This window comes from Testudinibacter sp. P17/SS/0325 (genome assembly GCF_053570765.1).
In genome coordinates this window covers 375248-391535 of record NZ_CM131635.1, presented here as the reverse complement: position 1 = coordinate 391535, position 16288 = coordinate 375248, and the positions used below count along the sequence as shown (strand labels likewise).

Annotated in this window: 16 protein-coding genes; 10 read left to right on the top strand and 6 right to left on the bottom strand. The window is 50.5% G+C overall.

The genetic code is table 11. The annotated features are described in order from the left end of the window. The first annotated feature begins 10 nt into the window (after nucleotides 1-10). Nucleotides 11-496, top strand: a complete 486-nt coding sequence (gene coaD / locus ACWA50_RS01875) for a pantetheine-phosphate adenylyltransferase (protein ID WP_431053643.1) — start codon at nucleotides 11-13, stop codon at nucleotides 494-496. A 10-nt stretch (nucleotides 497-506) separates the two neighbouring features. Here coaD and ACWA50_RS01870 read toward each other — a convergent pair whose 3' ends face one another. After that, nucleotides 507-1226, bottom strand: a complete 720-nt coding sequence (locus ACWA50_RS01870; RefSeq protein ID WP_431054270.1) for a 3-deoxy-D-manno-octulosonic acid kinase — start codon at nucleotides 1224-1226, stop codon at nucleotides 507-509. Nucleotides 1227-1311: 85 nt separating this feature from the next. Between ACWA50_RS01870 and ACWA50_RS01865 the strand changes: the two genes are divergently transcribed. Beyond that, nucleotides 1312-2373 carry a glycosyltransferase family 9 protein gene (locus ACWA50_RS01865; protein ID WP_431053642.1) on the top strand — a complete coding sequence of 354 codons (1062 nt, stop codon included), beginning with the start codon at nucleotides 1312-1314 and terminating at the stop codon, nucleotides 2371-2373. Nucleotides 2374-2531: 158 nt separating this feature from the next. Here the strand turns inward: ACWA50_RS01865 and mutM are convergent, their stop codons facing one another. Continuing rightward, complete coding sequence (mutM, locus tag ACWA50_RS01860) at nucleotides 2532-3353, bottom strand: bifunctional DNA-formamidopyrimidine glycosylase/DNA-(apurinic or apyrimidinic site) lyase (RefSeq protein WP_431053641.1); 822 nt, start codon at nucleotides 3351-3353, stop codon at nucleotides 2532-2534. A 124-nt stretch (nucleotides 3354-3477) separates the two neighbouring features. Between mutM and trmL the strand changes: the two genes are divergently transcribed. Together trmL and ACWA50_RS01850 are read left to right on the top strand one after the other, a co-directional pair. Next, nucleotides 3478-3960 (top strand): tRNA (uridine(34)/cytosine(34)/5-carboxymethylaminomethyluridine(34)-2'-O)-methyltransferase TrmL, encoded by a 483-nt coding sequence (trmL, locus tag ACWA50_RS01855; RefSeq protein WP_431053640.1) that lies wholly within the window; start codon nucleotides 3478-3480, stop codon nucleotides 3958-3960. A gap of 9 nt (nucleotides 3961-3969) precedes the next feature. Then, the gene (locus ACWA50_RS01850) at nucleotides 3970-4593 is read left to right on the top strand and encodes a LysE/ArgO family amino acid transporter (RefSeq protein WP_431053639.1); all 624 of its coding nucleotides are present in this window, start codon (nucleotides 3970-3972) and stop codon (nucleotides 4591-4593) included. A 353-nt stretch (nucleotides 4594-4946) separates the two neighbouring features. Here the strand turns inward: ACWA50_RS01850 and gorA are convergent, their stop codons facing one another. Both gorA and ACWA50_RS01840 read right to left on the bottom strand, forming a co-directional pair. Further along, entirely contained in the window at nucleotides 4947-6302 is a 1356-nt protein-coding gene (gene gorA, locus ACWA50_RS01845; RefSeq protein ID WP_431053638.1) for a glutathione-disulfide reductase, read from the bottom strand. A gap of 120 nt (nucleotides 6303-6422) precedes the next feature. Continuing rightward, the gene (locus tag ACWA50_RS01840; protein ID WP_431053637.1) at nucleotides 6423-7262 is read right to left on the bottom strand and encodes a 23S rRNA (adenine(2030)-N(6))-methyltransferase RlmJ; all 840 of its coding nucleotides are present in this window, start codon (nucleotides 7260-7262) and stop codon (nucleotides 6423-6425) included. Between the two features lie 131 nt (nucleotides 7263-7393). On the opposite strand from ACWA50_RS01840, the gene prlC reads away from it, so the two are divergent. The 3 genes from prlC (at nucleotide 7394) to ACWA50_RS01825 (ending at nucleotide 12059) form a co-directional block, all read left to right on the top strand. After that, nucleotides 7394-9433 (top strand): oligopeptidase A, encoded by a 2040-nt coding sequence (gene prlC, locus ACWA50_RS01835; protein ID WP_431053636.1) that lies wholly within the window; start codon nucleotides 7394-7396, stop codon nucleotides 9431-9433. 184 nt (nucleotides 9434-9617) lie between these two features. Beyond that, complete coding sequence (gene srmB / locus ACWA50_RS01830; RefSeq protein ID WP_431053635.1) at nucleotides 9618-11000, top strand: ATP-dependent RNA helicase SrmB; 1383 nt, start codon at nucleotides 9618-9620, stop codon at nucleotides 10998-11000. Between the two features lie 12 nt (nucleotides 11001-11012). Then, the gene (locus tag ACWA50_RS01825; RefSeq protein ID WP_431053634.1) at nucleotides 11013-12059 is read left to right on the top strand and encodes an NADP(H)-dependent aldo-keto reductase; all 1047 of its coding nucleotides are present in this window, start codon (nucleotides 11013-11015) and stop codon (nucleotides 12057-12059) included. Between the two features lie 18 nt (nucleotides 12060-12077). Here the strand turns inward: ACWA50_RS01825 and ACWA50_RS01820 are convergent, their stop codons facing one another. Next, a complete protein-coding gene (locus ACWA50_RS01820; protein ID WP_431053633.1) occupies nucleotides 12078-12902 on the bottom strand; it encodes a divergent polysaccharide deacetylase family protein in 825 nt (274 codons plus the stop codon). Beyond that, nucleotides 12902-14137: a murein hydrolase activator EnvC gene (gene envC, locus ACWA50_RS01815; protein WP_431053632.1), complete on the bottom strand. Its 1236-nt coding sequence runs from the start codon at nucleotides 14135-14137 to the stop codon at nucleotides 12902-12904. Before envC ends, ACWA50_RS01820 begins: the two co-directional genes overlap by 1 nt. Before the next feature lie 247 nt (nucleotides 14138-14384). Here envC and ACWA50_RS01810 point away from each other — a divergent pair, with 247 nt between their 5' ends. The 3 genes from ACWA50_RS01810 to secB all read left to right on the top strand — a co-directional run bounded on the left by ACWA50_RS01810 (nucleotide 14385) and on the right by secB (nucleotide 16266). Continuing rightward, nucleotides 14385-15068 (top strand): 2,3-diphosphoglycerate-dependent phosphoglycerate mutase, encoded by a 684-nt coding sequence (locus tag ACWA50_RS01810; RefSeq protein WP_431053631.1) that lies wholly within the window; start codon nucleotides 14385-14387, stop codon nucleotides 15066-15068. Nucleotides 15069-15269: 201 nt separating this feature from the next. Then, a complete protein-coding gene (locus ACWA50_RS01805; protein ID WP_431053630.1) occupies nucleotides 15270-15710 on the top strand; it encodes a rhodanese-like domain-containing protein in 441 nt (146 codons plus the stop codon). A gap of 40 nt (nucleotides 15711-15750) precedes the next feature. Next, entirely contained in the window at nucleotides 15751-16266 is a 516-nt protein-coding gene (secB, locus tag ACWA50_RS01800) for a protein-export chaperone SecB (RefSeq protein ID WP_431053629.1), read from the top strand. Nucleotides 16267-16288 lie beyond the last annotated feature (22 nt).

The window sequence follows — 16288 nt, the reverse complement described above, 5'->3', positions numbered from 1 at the left end:
GACGTTGAAAATGCAAACCACCGTGATTTATCCCGGCACATTTGACCCGATTACCAACGGGCATTTAGATATTATTGAACGCAGTGCGTTACTGTTCCCGAAAATCTTGGTGGCGGTGGCGGCGAGCCCGAGTAAAAAACCGCTGTTTGAGTTGGAACAGCGGATTGAGCTGGTGCGTCAATCGACGCAACATTTAACCAATGTCGAGGTGATCGGCTTTTCCGGCTTATTAGCCGATGTGATTAAGCAATATCAAGTGAAAGCGATTATTCGCGGCGTGCGTGCGGTGGCGGATTTTGAATATGAATTACAACTGTCGCATTTAAACCGTTTGCTGACCAACGGCGTGGAAAGCCTGTTCTTCCCACCGTCTGATCGCTGGTCGTATGTTTCCTCCACCATGATCCGCGAAATCAGCTTACACGGCGGCGACACCCAAGCCCTGGTGCCGCAAGTGGTTTATCAAGCATTGCAACAAAAGCGCGCTCAAGGTTAGCGGCTAAGTATTAGAAGTTATAACCGGTGAGCAGTTGTTGCCAATTCTGCTCACTGAATTGAATCCGCATTCTGCCGACTTCTTTGGCAAAAGAGCGGTGTAGCCGTTCCAAATTGCTTTGTTTCCAACTCGCGCCACTGAGAAAAGCGCATTTATCAAAATCAATCAGCCAGAATTTTTGTTGCCCGTGTTGCTGCTGTAGCAAAATATTGTGCGCATTCAGATCACGGTGGCACACTTGTAAATCGTGCATTTGCCGAATGAGTTCGCCGATCTCCTGCCATTGGCTGTCCGACAAGGTTTGTTGTTGCAGCACCGCCGTCAAATCCTGCGAATCGGCAATGCGTTCAATTAAAATATCGGCTTGATAACCGATGGTTTTTTTAATGGTGCGCGCGGCAATCGGCTGCGGCACGGGCAAGCCAGCCTTATGCAAACGGCGCAACATCTTGAATTCGCTAAAACTGCGGCTGTTTTTTAACGAACGGTCAAAATAGCGATCACGGTTAAATTTTGCCGACCAACCGCCGCGATAATAGTGGCGCAACGCCAAATTTTTACCGATGTCCAAATCTTGCGCCTGCAAAAACCAAGTGATACCACGCCCCTTTGCCTGCCCAATCACCCGCTGTTGTTGCTGCCAAAAGTGAATATCAAACAACTGTTCCGGCGTAAGTGCGGTTTCGACATTGAGTAAAAAGTAGTGGTTAGCGTGTTGCAGATAAGGCATGATGTCACCATTCAAGTAAGAAATGATCATTTTTCGATTTTACTTTAGAATAACGAAAATCCCAATTAAAAAATAAGTTAACCCTATGCAAACACAACCGCTTTTTAGCCAAACTTCAGCCCCGAAGAAAATCTGTATCTTGCGCCTGTCGGCGATAGGCGATGTCTGTAATGCGATTGCGATGGTGCAGCAGATTCAGCGGTACTACCCAAGCAGCGAAATCACTTGGATTGTCGGCAAAACCGAAGCGCAGCTGGTTTCGGTGCTGCCGAATATCAACACGGTGGTGTTTGATAAAAAAAGCGGTTGGCGCGGGGTATTGGCGGTTTGGCGGCAGTTGCAATCGCAGCATTTCGATGTTTTGCTGAATATGCAAACCGCACTTCGTGCCTCGGTGTTATCACTCGGGATTAAAGCGCGCTATAAAATCGGTTTCGCCAAACAGCGCGCGCGCGAGGGGCAGTGGCTGTTCACTAACCGCAAAATCAGTGAACCGAGCAAACCGCACGTTTTGGACGGATTTTTAGCCTTTGCGCGCGAAATCGGCGTGCCGCCGGGGCAGCTTAGTTGGGAGATTCCATTGAGCGAGGCGGATCAAACGTTTGCTGCTGAATTGCTTGATCCGCAACGCAAAAACCTGCTGATTTGCCCCTGTTCCAGTAAAGCGGAAAAGGATTGGACGGTCGAAGGCTATGTTGCGCTGGTACGTTACGCTGCCGAGCAGAATATTAACGTGATTCTCGCCGGTTCGCCTGCGCCACGTGAGATCGCCATGGCGGCTGAAATCGAGCAAAAGTGCGGTTTCGCCCTGACCAATGTGGTCGGCAAAACCTCGTTGTTGCAACTGTTGGCATTAATCGGCAAAGTGGATTTGCTGATTTCGCCCGATTCCGGCCCGGCACATATGGCAACCGCACAAGGCACGCCGGTGATCGGACTGTACGCCATTCATAATCCGCTGCGCACCGCACCCTATAACAATCTTGCCAATGTGGTGTCGGTGTACGAACAAAATATCCAAGCGCAATACGGCAAACCGTCCGCAGAACTGCCTTGGGCAACACGCGCCAAAGGCAAGGATTTAATGCGGCAGATTAAGGCGGAAGCGGTGATTGCGCAGATGAAAGGATTGTTGGGAATGAGTTGATAATCCCCCTTCTCCCCTTGTGGGAGAAGGGCAGATTATCGCGTCGTTCAGAAGCGATAATCAGGATGAGGGGGCTACATTGCGGTTTCTTTCACCCTCATCCGTCCTGCGGACACCTTCTCCCATCAAGGGAGAAGGGAACAGAGCAGTCCTTACCGTTATAACTTCTGACATCTCGGACAATAAAAACTATTCCGTTGCCCGATAACCGCACTTTCGATTTTGGTGCCGCAGGTCGGGCAAGGTTCGCCGGCTTTGCCGTAAACATACAGCTGTTGCGCAAAATAACCGGGGCGACCGTCCGGTTGGACAAAATCTTTCAAGGATGTGCCGCCTTGACGGATTGCGTCTTTTAATACCTGTTTCACCTGTTCGACCAACTGCGCACATTGCGCACGGGTTAATCGACTGGGCGGCGTGAGCGGGTGAATGCCGCACAGGAACAGGGTTTCATTGGCGTAAATATTGCCCACGCCGACCACCACCGCATTGTTCATCAAAAAGGATTTAATCGGCGTATTTTTGTTACGGCTTTTTTGCCAGAAATAGTCGGCGTTAAATTGCTCCGACAGCGGCTCGGGCCCGAGTTTGGCAAACAGCGGAAAACCGTCCAGCGTCTCCGTCCACAGCCATGCGCCAAAGCGGCGCGGATCGTTGTAGCGTAAAATTTTGCCATTGCCGAAGATAAATTCGAGGTGATCGTGTTTATCACGCACCGCACTTTCATCATCCATATCCACAATCCGCAGCGAACCGGACATGCCCAAATGCCCGATGATATAACCTTGTTCGGTTTCTAAAATCAGGTATTTGGCGCGCCGTTGCAAGCCGGTGACGCGCACGTTGTAAAACTCGCTCAGTTCCGGGCTGACTTCCCAACGCAATTTGCTGCGGTGGACGCGGATTTGCTCGATTGGCTGCCCCAACACAAACGGCGCAATGCCGCGCAGGGTGGTTTCGACTTCGGGTAATTCAGGCATGGTTGTTCTCTTTTTGGGTTCGAATGGGGTATTTTATCCAATTTTAACCGCACTTTCAGCACTTGTTTAAATAGGCGAGAGTGGTATAGTTTGCCTCTGTTTTTGAACCTGATTAATTGAGATTATGTTAGACATTGTATTATACGAACCGGAAATTCCGCAAAACAGCGGCAATATTATCCGATTATGTGCCAACTGCGGTTTTCGTTTGCACCTGATCGAGCCGCTAGGTTTTGCCTGGGACGACAAAAAACTGCGCCGTTCCGGATTGGATTACCACGAATTTGCCGAGATTAAAAAATACCCGTCATTTGAAACCTTTATGCAGCAAGCGCAGCCTAACCGCTTATTCGCCCTAACCACCAAAGGTTTTGCCAATCATGCGCAAGTGCGCTATCAGCTCGGCGATTTTTTAATGTTTGGTCCTGAAAGCCGCGGCATTCCGCGTCCGATTTTAGACAGTTTGCCGCAGCAACAGAAAATCCGCCTGCCGATGGTGGCGAACAGCCGCAGCATGAATTTATCCAATGCGGTGGCGGTGACGGTGTATGAAGCCTGGCGGCAATTGGGGTTTGAAAATGCAGTTAACCCCAATTTGGCGGGTTAAGAAGGCAATATGGAACAGTTATTACAAGGCTTTTTTGTCAGCGCCAGCCTGATCATCGCGATTGGCGCGCAAAATGCATTCGTGTTAAAACAAGGCTTGCTGAAACAAAATATTTTCTGGGTCGCGCTCACTTGTTTTCTGTGTGATTTTGTTTTGATTGGTATTGGCGTGCTGGGATTTGGCAGCTTAATCGGTCAAAACCCGAGCGCAACCTTAGCCTTGGCGGTGGTCGGCGCGCTGTTTTTATTGGTTTATGGTGCGCGCGCGTTTCGCAGTGCTTATCAAGGCACCAGCGGTTTAAGCCTCGACAAAACTGAGCGACCACCGCAAAGTGCGGTCAAAATCGTATTGATCACCCTTGGCTTAACCCTGCTCAATCCGCACGTCTATTTAGACACCGTGGTGATTATCGGCGGCATCGCCTCCACTTTGTTATTTGAGCAAAAATTGCAATTTCTACTCGGCGCGGTGTTTGCCTCCGGCTTATGGTTCTTCGGCTTGGGCTACGGCGCACGCCTGTTGATTCCGCTGTTCAAACGCCCGAAAACCTGGCGGGTGTTGGATTTCGCTATCGGCTGTATTATGTGGCTGATCGCCTTTAGCTTGGCGCGTTATGCCTTAGGATTATTATAAATTCAAGTGCGGTTGGCAATGGTCCTAAATTTCGGCCATTCAGAAACTCTATGGAGTCTTGTTCAGTGATGATTTCGCCACCTATATGTACATCGTCTGATTTGATCAAATAAACCACGGGATTAACTTTGTAATAACTGTTGGTTCATCCAGTATCTGCTATAGCTATCGAGATCCTAAGGCCTGTAATGTACCAGGGCAGTTTGAGCGTTTACTGTGATTAGTGAACGTTATTGATACTTTCACATGTGAAAGTTTTGGGGATATATGAGTGAATAAACAAAGGCCAGAGAACGATGCCCTGGCCTCTCAGTTTTTCTACAGTACGAACGTATGCAGGTGGGTTTTCGACATTAACCCCTCATAGTCACAAACTCTTCCGAGCCGGTCGGGTGAATGGCGACGGTGTTGTCGAAGTCGGCTTTGGTTGCGCCCATTTTGATGGCGACGGCAAAGCCTTGAATCATTTCGTCCACGCCGAAGCCGATGCCGTGCAAGCCGACGATTTTTTCGTCAGGACCGACGCAAACCAGTTTCATACGGCACGGTTGGCGGTGTTGGGTCACGGCGGTGTACATCGCCGTGAAAGAGGATTTATACACTTTCACATTGGCTTCGCCATATTGCGCAATCGCTTGCGGTTCGGTCAAACCGATGGTGCCGATTGGCGGGTGGCTAAACACCACGGTCGGGATCAGGTTGTAATCCAAATGTTCGTTCGGTTTATTGTTGAATAAACGCTCGGACAAACGGCGACCCGCCGCCACAGCCACCGGGGTTAATTCCACTGCGCCGGTGTTGTCGCCGACCGCATAAATGCCTTTGACATTGGTGTTTTGGAATTTATCCACCGTAATATAACCTTTGGCATTGGTTTCCACCCCTGCCGCGGCAAGATTAATGTTATCGGTCATCGGTTCTCGCCCGATAGCCCAAACCAAGGTATCGACAGTTTGCTCACGTCCGTCTTCCAGTTTCACGGTTAAACTGCCGTCGGCATTTTTCACGATTTCCTGCGGAATGGCGTGGGTGTGCAGGGTTGGGCCTTCGCTGGTCAACACTTCCAGCAAGGTTTCCACAATCAGCGGATCAAAATTGCGCAACGGTGCGTGTTGGCGCACAAACAGGTGGGTTTCCACGCCTAAGCTGTGCAGCACCCCGGCAAGTTCGATCGCGATATAACCTGCACCGACCACTGCCACGCGTTTCGGCAGTTGGTTTAACGCAAATACGCCGTCGGAATTGATACCGTATTCCGCCCCTTTGATGTTCGGCATAGACGGGCGACCACCGGTGGCAATCAAAATATGATCGGCAGTGATCCGTTCACCGTTGACTTCCACCGTGTTGCTGTTGACGAATTTGGCAAAACCCTGAATCACATCGACCTTGTTGTTGCCCAGCGCCCGCTCGTAGGACTGATGAATCCGTCCGATATAGGCTTGGCGGTTTTCAACCAATTTGGCAAAATCAAAGCCGTTCAATTTGACATCAAAGCCATAGTCCGGCGCATACAGGTTAATCGCCTCGGCGATTTGCGCCCCGTGCCACATCACTTTTTTCGGCACGCAACCGACGTTGACACAAGTGCCGCCGAGATATTTCGCTTCGATAATCGCACATTTTTTGCCGTAGCTCGCCGCACGGTTAATCGAAGCGATACCGCCGCTGCCGCCGCCGATTGCCAGATAATCGTAATGTTTGCTCATAATCCTTGTCCTTGTCAAAAACTGATAATAAATTGCGCCCATTCTGCCGAATACGCGCACGAAAAACCATTCAATAAAACTAATTATTTTGATTGTCGGTAACAATCTGCTCTTTTCCGCTTATTCCGGCGTGATCCAGTCCAGTTTCCACGCGCCGGTTTCCGGCGCAAGGGTGTTGGCTAAATACGGCAAGGTCGCTTTCATTTCCGCTTCCAATGTCCACGGCGGATTAATCACAATCATGCCGCTTGCCGTCATTCCGCGCTGATCGGAATCGGGGCGCACCGCCAGTTCGATCTGCAAAATTTTGCGAATGCCGCTCTGTTCCAAGCCGCGCACAATACGCTTAACGTGTTGACGCAGCACCACCGGATACCAAATCGCATAAGTGCCGGTGGCAAAGCGTTTGTAACCCTCTACAATCGCCTGCACCACCAATTCGTAATCCTCTTTCAATTCATACGGCGGATCGATCAGCACCAACCCGCGCCGCTCTTTCGGCGGCAGGGCGGCTTTCAGCTGCTGATAACCGTTGTCGCGCTTGGTGGTAACATTTTCATATTGTTTAAAATTATTGCGCAATAACGGAAAATCGCCCGGGTGCAGCTCGGTCAGCAAGGCGCGATCTTGCGGGCGCAATAAATTGGCGACAATCAGCGGCGAACCGGCATAATGGCGCAATTGCGCACCGTGATTGAGTTTTTTAATTTGCGCCACATAATCCGCCACTTCCGGCGGCAGATCGTCCCGGTGCCACAAACGGGCAATGCCGTCCAAATATTCCGCCGTTTTTTCCGCCTCATAGCCGGTCAGATTATAACGCCCGACCCCGGCATGGGTATCGAGGTAAAAAAAGCCTTTCTCTTTTTGTTGCAGCGCACGAATCATCCGCACCAGCACCAGGTGTTTCAGCACATCGGCGTGATTCCCGGCATGAAAGCTGTGGCGATAGCTCAGCATAGTTAGTCCTTTCCTATTTTTAAAATTGGCGACAGTTTACCGCACTTTGCGTGCTTTTTCTTTATTCTTCGCTTGAATTCAGGTAAAACATACCGCACTTTATTTAAAAACAATCGCAAATAAGAGAAATTATGAACAATCCATTATTAAATCAATGCGGTTTACCGCACTTTTCGCAAATTGAACCGCAACACATCGTGCCGGCGATTGAACAACTGATCGCCGAAGCTCGCCAAACCGTGGAACAGGTGCTGCAACAACCGCACTTTAGCTGGGACAATTTCGTGCAGCCGTTAAGCGAAGCCGGCGACCGTTTAGGGCGCGCTTGGTCGCCGGTCAGCCATTTAAATGCGGTGAAAAACAGCCCCGAACTGCGCGAAGCCTATCAAGCCTGCCTGCCGTTATTATCCGAATACAGCACCTGGATCGGGCAACATCAAGGGCTGTTCGCAGCGTATTCGCAGCTGAAAAACAGCGCCGAGTTCGCCGAGCTGTCGCTGTCACAGCAAAAATCGATTAACGACACCTTGCGTGATTTTGAACTGTCGGGCATTGCTTTGCCGCCGGAAAAACAACAACGCTACGGCGAAATCGTGGCGCGCTTGTCCGAACTCAGTTCGCAATTCAGCAACAATGTGCTCGACGCCACCATGGGCTGGGACAAAGTGATTAGCGACGAAAGTGAGCTGCAAGGCTTGCCGGAATCGGCATTGCAGGCGGCGAAAGCGGCGGCGCAAAGCAAAGAGCTGGACGGTTACCGTTTCACCTTGGAATTTCCAAGCTATCTGCCGGTGATGACCTATTGCGAAAACCGCACTTTGCGCGAAGAGATGTACCGCGCCTTCAACACCCGCGCTTCCGATCAAGGCCCGAACGCCGGCACGTGGGACAACAGCCCGTTAATCGAAGAGATTATGCAACTGCGCTTTGAACTGGCGCAACTGCTCGGTTTCGCCACTTACGCCGATTACTCCCTCGCCACCAAAATGGCGCAAAGCCCGCAGCAAGTATTGGATTTCTTAGAAAATTTGGCGGTCCGTGCCAAACCGCAAGGGGAAAAAGAGCTGGCGGAACTGACGGCGTACACTGCCGAAACCTTTGGGATCAGCGAGCTGGAGCCGTGGGATATTGCCTTTTACAGCGAGAAACAGAAACAACACCTGTTTGCGATCAACGATGAGGAACTGCGCCCGTATTTCCCTGAAAATCGGGTATTAAGCGGCTTGTTTGAGGTGGTAAACCGTATTTTTGGGATCACCGCAAAAGAGCGGTTTGATATTGATACCTGGCACGACGAAGTGCGGTTTTTCGAGCTGTATGACCGCAGCAACGAACTGCGCGGCAGCTTCTATCTGGATTTATACGCCCGTCCGCACAAACGCGGCGGCGCATGGATGGACGACTGTATCGGGCGCAAACGCCTAGCCAACGGCGAGATTCAAAAGCCGGTGGCGTATTTGGTGTGCAACTTTAACCGCCCGATTGGCGACAAACCGGCGTTATTCACCCACGACGAAGTCACCACCCTGTTCCACGAGTTCGGACACGGTATCCACCATATGCTGACTCTGATTGATGTCGGCGGCGTATCCGGTATTAACGGCGTGCCGTGGGACGCGGTCGAATTGCCGAGCCAGTTTATGGAAAACTGGTGTTGGGAAAAAGAGGCGTTGGATTTTATCTCCGGTCATTACCAAAGCAACGAACCGTTGCCGGCGGAAAAACTGACCCAACTACTGGCGGCGAAAAACTACCAAGCGGCGATGTTCGTGTTGCGCCAGTTGGAATTCGGGATTTTCGATTTCCGCCTGCATTATCAATATGACCCGAAGTGCGGAGCGCAAGTGTTGCAAACCCTGAAAACGGTGAAAGATCAAGTTTCGCTATTCAAAGCGATCGATTGGGTGCGCACCCCGCATTCGTTCAGCCACATCTTCGCCGGCGGCTACTCCGCCGGTTACTACAGCTATTTATGGGCAGAGGTGCTCTCCGCCGACGCATTTTCGCTGTTTGAAGAACAAGGCATTTTCAATCCGCAAACCGGACAAGCCTTTTTGGATCACATTCTCACCCGCGGCGGCTCGGAAGAACCGATGGAACTGTTCAAACGCTTCCGCGGCCGCGAACCGCAACTGGACGCGCTGTTAAGACATAAAGGCATTGCGGGCTAGACCGCACTTTTGCTTGGTAAGCCGCCAGCGGGGTTGCCGTTGGCGGTTTTTTGTTGCCGTAATTTCGCTTTACTGCCCTGCGACTGCGCACTTCCTAAGAAGATCAAAATCTAAATCACATAAAACAAGTGCGGTATCAGCGCCGGAAGGCTATAATCAGTGCACACCAAGATTGAGGTAATTTATGACAACAGCACAACACTTTGAACAATTTGACTTAGCGCCCGAACTGCTGAAAGCCCTGCGCGATAAAAACTATCAACGTCCGATGTTGATTCAGGCGGAGGTGATTCCGCACGCCTTGGAAGCGCGCGATATTCTCGGCTCTGCGCCGACCGGCACCGGCAAAACCGCCGCATTTTTATTGCCGGCAATTCAGCATTTATTGGATTTCCCACGCCGCAAACCGGGTGCGCCGCGCGTGTTAGTGCTGACCCCGACCCGTGAATTGGCAATGCAAGTGGCGGATCAAGCCAAAGAACTGGCGAAATACACCAACCTGAGTATCGCCACCATCACCGGCGGTGTCGCCTACCAAAATCACGGTGAGATTTTCAATAAAAATCAAGATATTGTGGTCGCCACTCCGGGGCGTTTGCTGCAATACATCAAAGAAGAAAACTTTGATTGCCGCGCGGTGGAAATCCTGATTTTCGACGAAGCGGACAGAATGCTGCAAATGGGCTTCGGGCAAGATGCGGAAACCATTTCCGCCGAAACCCGCTGGCGCAAACAAACCCTGCTGTTTTCCGCCACGTTGGAAGGCGAACTGCTGGCGGATTTTGCCGAGCGGATTTTAAATGAGCCGGTGCAAATCGACGCCGACCCAAGCCGGCGCGAACGCAAAAAAATCCAACAATGGATCTATCATGCCGACAGTAAAGAACATAAATTCAAGCTGTTGGCACGCTTAATCGACAATGAAAATGTCGAGCGCGGGATCGTATTTGTACGCAAACGCGAAGAGGTGCGCGAGCTGTCGGAGAACCTGCGTAAACGCGGCATTCGCAGCACCTATTTAGAGGGCGAAATGGCGCAAACCCAGCGTAACAACGCGATTGATAAACTGAAAAACGGCGTGGTGAATATTCTGGTTGCCACCGATGTCGCCTCGCGTGGGATTGACATTGACGACATCAGCCATATTTTCAATTACGATCTGCCGTACAGTGCCGACACCTATCTGCACCGTATCGGGCGCACCGCGCGCGCCGGCAAGAAAGGCAATGCGATTTCCTTGGTGGAAGGACACGATTATAAATTGTTGGGTAAAATCCGCCGTTATACCGACGAAGCCCTGAAATCGCGGATTGTCGAAGGGCTTGAACCGCGCACCAGTCCGCCGAAAGACGGCGATCAAAAGCGCGTCAGCAAAAAACAGAAAGCCCGTTTAAAAGAGAAAAAAGCCGAGAAACAACAAGAGAAGAAAAAGGTCAAACTGCGCCATCGCGACAGCAAAAACATCGGCAAACGGCGTAAACCAAGTGATTCGCAACGTGCCGTGGCAACTGAAAGTGCAGTAAGAGAGAAAAGTGCGGTCAAAACCAAATCCCAAGCGGACCAATAGGAGAAAAGCGCAATGCAATATCGGCAACTCGGCAACAGCGATCTGAACGTCAGTTTAATCTGTTTGGGCACGATGACCTTCGGCGAGCAAAACAGCGAAGCGGACGCACACCAACAGTTGGATTACGCGCTGGCACACGGAGTCAATTTTATTGATACCGCCGAGATGTATCCTGTGCCGCCAAGCGGCGAAACCTATGGGCGTACCGAGCAATATGTCGGCAGTTGGCTGGCGAAACAGCAGCGCGATAAGGTGATTGTCGCCAGTAAAATCGCCGGTCCGTCGCGCGCCAACGATAACCAAAACTATATTCGCGGCGGTTCGCGCTTTACTCAACAGCAGATTTTTGCCGCCTGTGACGCCAGTTTAAAACGGCTGCAAACCGATTATTTGGATCTGTATCAGCTGCATTGGCCGGAGCGGCAAGTGAACTATTTCGGGCAATTAGGGCTGACCGCACTTGATGAACCAGCGGATGTGACGCCGTTGCAAGAGAGTCTGGAAGCGCTGCAAACCTTGCAGCAACAAGGAAAAATCCGCCATTTCGGCTTATCCAACGAAACGCCGTGGGGCGTGATGGAGTGTTTGCGCCTACATCGCGAATTAAGCCTGCCACGCGTGCTATCGGTGCAAAATCCGTATAACCTGCTCAATCGCAGTTATGAAGTGGGTTTGAGCGAAATTTCGTTGCGCGAGCAGGTCGGTTTATTGGCGTATTCGCCGTTGGCATTCGGCTTACTCAGCGGCAAATACCGCACTTCGCCTTGGCCGGAAAAAGGACGTTTAACCCTGTTTGAACGTTTCCAACGTTACACAAAACCGCAAGCCTTTGCAGCGATCGAGCGTTACGCCGCGATTGCCGAGCAAGCCAACATCAGCCTGACCGCACTTTCACTGGCGTTTGTCAATCAACAGCCGTTTGTCGCCGGTAATATTATCGGTGCGACCACCCTTGAGCAGTTGGCGGAAAATATTGCCAGCGTGGACGTGCGGTTAAGCGAGGAAACACTGGCGCAAATCAATGCGGTGCATGCAGAAATCAGTAATCCTTGCCCTTAAGCCGCAAACCCGTGCCGCTTATTCCGGCACACCGCGCAACAGCGGATACTTCACAAAAGGCGCAACCGAAGTCGAAGCCGGCAAATCGTTAAACAGCAGAATAAACGGTTTCGGCGGAATCACTTTTTCGTTGCGCCACAAACTGCCCATACCGACCAGTTGAATATCACTCGGCAAATTGGCAATGCCTTGCCGCAACACGTTAATCGTATTTTTACGCGGGTGTCCGATCACAATCGCCATGCCGTGTTTGCGTGCATATTGAACGGATAAATTAAACTGGCGCTGCACATCCGCGTATTCGTCGCTGTCGTCCAAGAAAATATGCCGATCCAACGCCACCACCCCGTTTTCCCGCGCCACTTTGCTCGCCACGCTGCTGCCGATCGTGCGGCTGTCGAGGAAAAACAGGCTATGCTTAACCAGATTTTGCATTAAATGGCTCATCAACGTGCGGTCGGCAGTGGCGGCACTGCCCATATGGTTGTTCAAGCCGATTGCATAGGGCACGCGCTGACGGGCGTAATCCAGTTTTTCCGTCACCTCTGCCTGCGACATGCCCAAGCGCAAGCCCTCTTTTTCCAATTTCATCTTGGCTTTCGGCTGCATCGGCTGGTGAATCAAAATATCCCGCCCCTGCCGTTTTGCTTGCTCGGCACGCGCGGTGGCATTCGGCGCCGACGGAATAATCGCCACCGAAATCTCTTTCGGCAGGTTATAAATTTTTTGATCGTCGGCACGATAGCCGATGTCATCAATCACAATCGCCAAACGCGCCGCCAAGCCGCTGTCGGCAGACAGCAGTAACAACAAGCAAAGTGCGGTTTTGGATAATCTCCCCATCACTTCACCCAATTCAACGGATTCACCGGATTACCTTTGCGCCGGATTTCGAAATAGAGCGAGGGCTTGCCTTGTCCGCCGCTGCTGCCGACTTCGGCGATTTTCTGACCGTTCTTGACGTATTGTCCGTTTTGCACGCTTAAACGTTGGTTGTAGCCGTACAAACTCATATCGCCGGCACCGTGATCGACCACCACCACCAAGCCGTAGCCTTGCAGCCAATCGGCTAAAATGACGCGTCCGTCGGCGATGGCTTTGACTGCCGCGCCAGCACTACTGTTGATGACGATCCCTTTCCAGCGCAATTCCCCCATTTGCACCGAGCCGAAACGGTTGGCAATGCTGCCGCCGGTCGGCAAAGCATATTGTTTTTTGCCTGCGCCTAAACCGCTGGTTTTGCGCGTCAGGTTTCTTTCGTTCTCGGTCGGTTGATAAGGTTTATCGGTTTTTTTCGCTTGCTCGGCTTTTTTACGCTGGTAGGCGGCAAGTTCTTCCTGTTCGCGTTTTTTGGCGCGTTGTTGCGCTTGCGCAATCGAACGTTTCAGGCTGTTTTCATTTTCTTTCAACACGTCCAGGCGGTTTTCGCCTTGTTTAATCGAACGATCCAATTTGGTCAGGGTCGATTTCCGTTCGTTTTGCGTTTTTTGTAACGAAGCCTGTGATTGTTTCTGCTTAGTTAAAATCGCCTGTTGCTGTTTTTGCTGTTGCTGTGCATCGGTTTTTTGCGCTTCCAAATCCGCTTGGGTTTGTTTAATCGAATCGATCAACGCTATGCGAGAGCGGTTAAACTCTTGGTAATACGCCAACATCCGATCGCTGACCTGCGCCTTTTCCGACAGGATTTTCTCGATAACCGACGGATTCAGACCGGCACGGTATGCGGAATCCAACTGCTGCGCCAGTTTCTGCTTTTGCGCCGCTAACTGCTTTTCCAACTGTGCGATCTGCTTGTCGGTTTCGCGAATGCTACGCTGCAACTGCCCCAATTCCTGCTCGGTTTTGCGTAACTCGCCCAACACGTTGTTAATGCTGTTTTCCTGCTTTTTCAACTCTTGTTGCAGGCGGTTCTGCTCCTGACGCTGCTGCGACAGCTGTTGCTGCTGCCGCTTAATCTGCTGCTGAACCTTGGATAAATCTTGTTGATTGGCATAACTGTCCGGACTTATACCTGCGGCGATAAATCCGATCGCACATAAAAAAAACAGTAAATGTTTTTGAATCCCCTGCACTGACACCGACGGTCACTCCTGTTAAGTCTGGCAAATTCGAATCGGTAGCGGCTTCATCTGATTTTATTTTTCGTCATTCGACAAAACACCTACACGCCTCTAACAAAATTAACACATTTTAATCGCTTCTTGGCAAAAGATCAGCAATTCTTGCCAGAATATCGGCAAAGATCCGTCGCGACTATTTCAACTTATAGAAATATTTGCTATAAATGCCACACGCTTTTTAATTAAATCATAGGAGAACTTTTTTATGGAATTAGTCTTTATTCGTCACGGTTTCAGTGAGTGGAATGCCAAAAATTTATTCACCGGTTGGCGCGATGTGAACCTGACCGAGCGCGGTATCGAAGAAGCCAAAACCGCCGGTCAAAAATTGAAAGAAGCCGGTTTCGAATTCGATATCGCCTTCACTTCCGTATTAACCCGTGCGATTAAAACCTGTAATATCGTGCTGGAAGAATCCAACCAATTGTGGATTCCGCAAGTGAAAAACTGGCGTTTGAATGAGCGTCACTACGGTGAACTGCAAGGCTTGGACAAAAAAGCCACCGCTGAAAAATACGGCGACGAGCAAGTGCATATCTGGCGCCGCTCTTACGACACCTTGCCACCGTTATTGGCACAAGATGATCCGAACTCCGCCCATAATGATCGCCGTTATGCGCACCTGCCGAGCGACGTGGTGCCGGACGGTGAAAACCTGAAAGTGACCTTGGAGCGTGTGCTGCCGTTCTGGGAAGATCAAATCGCCCCGGCATTGTTAAGCGGTCAGCGTGTGTTAGTCACTGCACACGGTAACTCGCTGCGTGCCTTGGCAAAACACATCGAAGGCATTTCCGACGCGGATATTATGGATTTGGAAATCCCGACCGGTCAGCCGTTGGTGTATCAATTGGACGATAACTTAAAAGTGGTTAAAAAATACTATCTATAAGTTAACCGCCTAGCACGTTTCTAACCGCACTTGCCGATCTGATCGGTCAAAGTGCGGTTTTTTTGTATTCTTTGACCGCACTTTGCCATCGATCTGACAATATTTGTACAGTCTCACTTTAGTTTTGTTTGGTTAAGCGCCGAAGTGCGGTTATACTTGACTCTCTTTTTTAACACTATTTTTTACCGATCGAGATTTTAAATGGAAGATTTTATCCCTAGAGCTATCGAATTTGCCGGTAATCACACCATTATGATTGTCGCGTGGGTTGCCGTTTTTATCGGTGTTATCGTCACCTTTATTAAATCAGCGGCATCGCGCGTGAAAGTCATCGACAATGCGCAATTGACGCAACTGCTGAACAAAGAACACGGGATTGTGGTTGACGTGCGCAGCAACGATGAATTTCAACGCGGACACATTATCGGCAGCGTGCAAGCCTTGCCGACCGAAATCAAAAACAACACCGCAAGCATTTTGGAAAAACATAAAAACGTGCCGGTGATTGTGGTCGATACCAGCGGTTTGGGCAACGAAGCGATTGCCAACCAGTTATACAAAAACGGTTTCAGCCGAGCTTACAGCCTGAAAGAAGGCATTGGCGGCTGGCGTGCGGCAAATCTGCCGTTAGTTAAACACTAATTTCACTTTAACGATTCCAACTAAAGCAAGGGAGCTGAACATGGCTGACGAAAATACACAAGCGGCAAACACCGAAGAACAAGCGGTGCAACCGACCTTACAAATCCAACGTATTTATGTAAAAGATGTGTCGTTTGAAGCACCGAATCTACCGACCATTTTCCAACAAGAGTGGAAACCGCAACTGCAATTCAACTTAAACACCGAAACCGTTGAATTGGCGGAAGGTTTATACGAAGTCTGCTTGAATCTGACCGTAGAAACCACCCTGGAAGACAGCGGTGATGTGGCGTTTATCTGTGAAGTCAAACAAGCCGGTGTGTTCACCGTGTTAGGTTTGGAAGGCGTACAACTGGCGCACTGCCTGACCGCACAATGCCCGAATATGTTGTTCCCGTATGCACGCGAGCTGATTTCCAACTTGGTGAACCGCGGAACTTTCCCGGCACTGAACCTGTCGCCGGTCAACTTTGACGCGCTGTTTATGCAACAACTGGAAGCACAACAAGCCGAACTTGAAAACAGCGGCGAAGCAAAAAGCGAAACCACCCACTAAGACGGGATTTCGTTCAACTTTA

Excerpts from the sequence above, each read along its gene's own strand:
- ACWA50_RS01865 (WP_431053642.1), top strand. The coding sequence starts at position 1,312 with ATGCAAACACAACCGCTTTTTAGCCAAACTTCAGCCCCGAAGAAAATC.
- prlC (WP_431053636.1), top strand. The coding sequence starts at position 7,394 with ATGAACAATCCATTATTAAATCAATGCGGTTTACCGCACTTTTCGCAA.
- coaD (WP_431053643.1), top strand. The coding sequence starts at position 11 with ATGCAAACCACCGTGATTTATCCCGGCACATTTGACCCGATTACCAAC.
- mutM (WP_431053641.1), bottom strand. The coding sequence starts at position 3,353 with ATGCCTGAATTACCCGAAGTCGAAACCACCCTGCGCGGCATTGCGCCG.
- srmB (WP_431053635.1), top strand. The coding sequence starts at position 9,618 with ATGACAACAGCACAACACTTTGAACAATTTGACTTAGCGCCCGAACTG.
- ACWA50_RS01840 (WP_431053637.1), bottom strand. The coding sequence starts at position 7,262 with ATGCTGAGCTATCGCCACAGCTTTCATGCCGGGAATCACGCCGATGTG.
- ACWA50_RS01810 (WP_431053631.1), top strand. The coding sequence starts at position 14,385 with ATGGAATTAGTCTTTATTCGTCACGGTTTCAGTGAGTGGAATGCCAAA.
- ACWA50_RS01850 (WP_431053639.1), top strand. The coding sequence starts at position 3,970 with ATGGAACAGTTATTACAAGGCTTTTTTGTCAGCGCCAGCCTGATCATC.
- ACWA50_RS01870 (WP_431054270.1), bottom strand. The coding sequence starts at position 1,226 with ATGCCTTATCTGCAACACGCTAACCACTACTTTTTACTCAATGTCGAA.
- ACWA50_RS01825 (WP_431053634.1), top strand. The coding sequence starts at position 11,013 with ATGCAATATCGGCAACTCGGCAACAGCGATCTGAACGTCAGTTTAATC.
- trmL (WP_431053640.1), top strand. The coding sequence starts at position 3,478 with ATGTTAGACATTGTATTATACGAACCGGAAATTCCGCAAAACAGCGGC.
- ACWA50_RS01805 (WP_431053630.1), top strand. The coding sequence starts at position 15,270 with ATGGAAGATTTTATCCCTAGAGCTATCGAATTTGCCGGTAATCACACC.
- ACWA50_RS01820 (WP_431053633.1), bottom strand. The coding sequence starts at position 12,902 with ATGGGGAGATTATCCAAAACCGCACTTTGCTTGTTGTTACTGCTGTCT.
- secB (WP_431053629.1), top strand. The coding sequence starts at position 15,751 with ATGGCTGACGAAAATACACAAGCGGCAAACACCGAAGAACAAGCGGTG.
- gorA (WP_431053638.1), bottom strand. The coding sequence starts at position 6,302 with ATGAGCAAACATTACGATTATCTGGCAATCGGCGGCGGCAGCGGCGGT.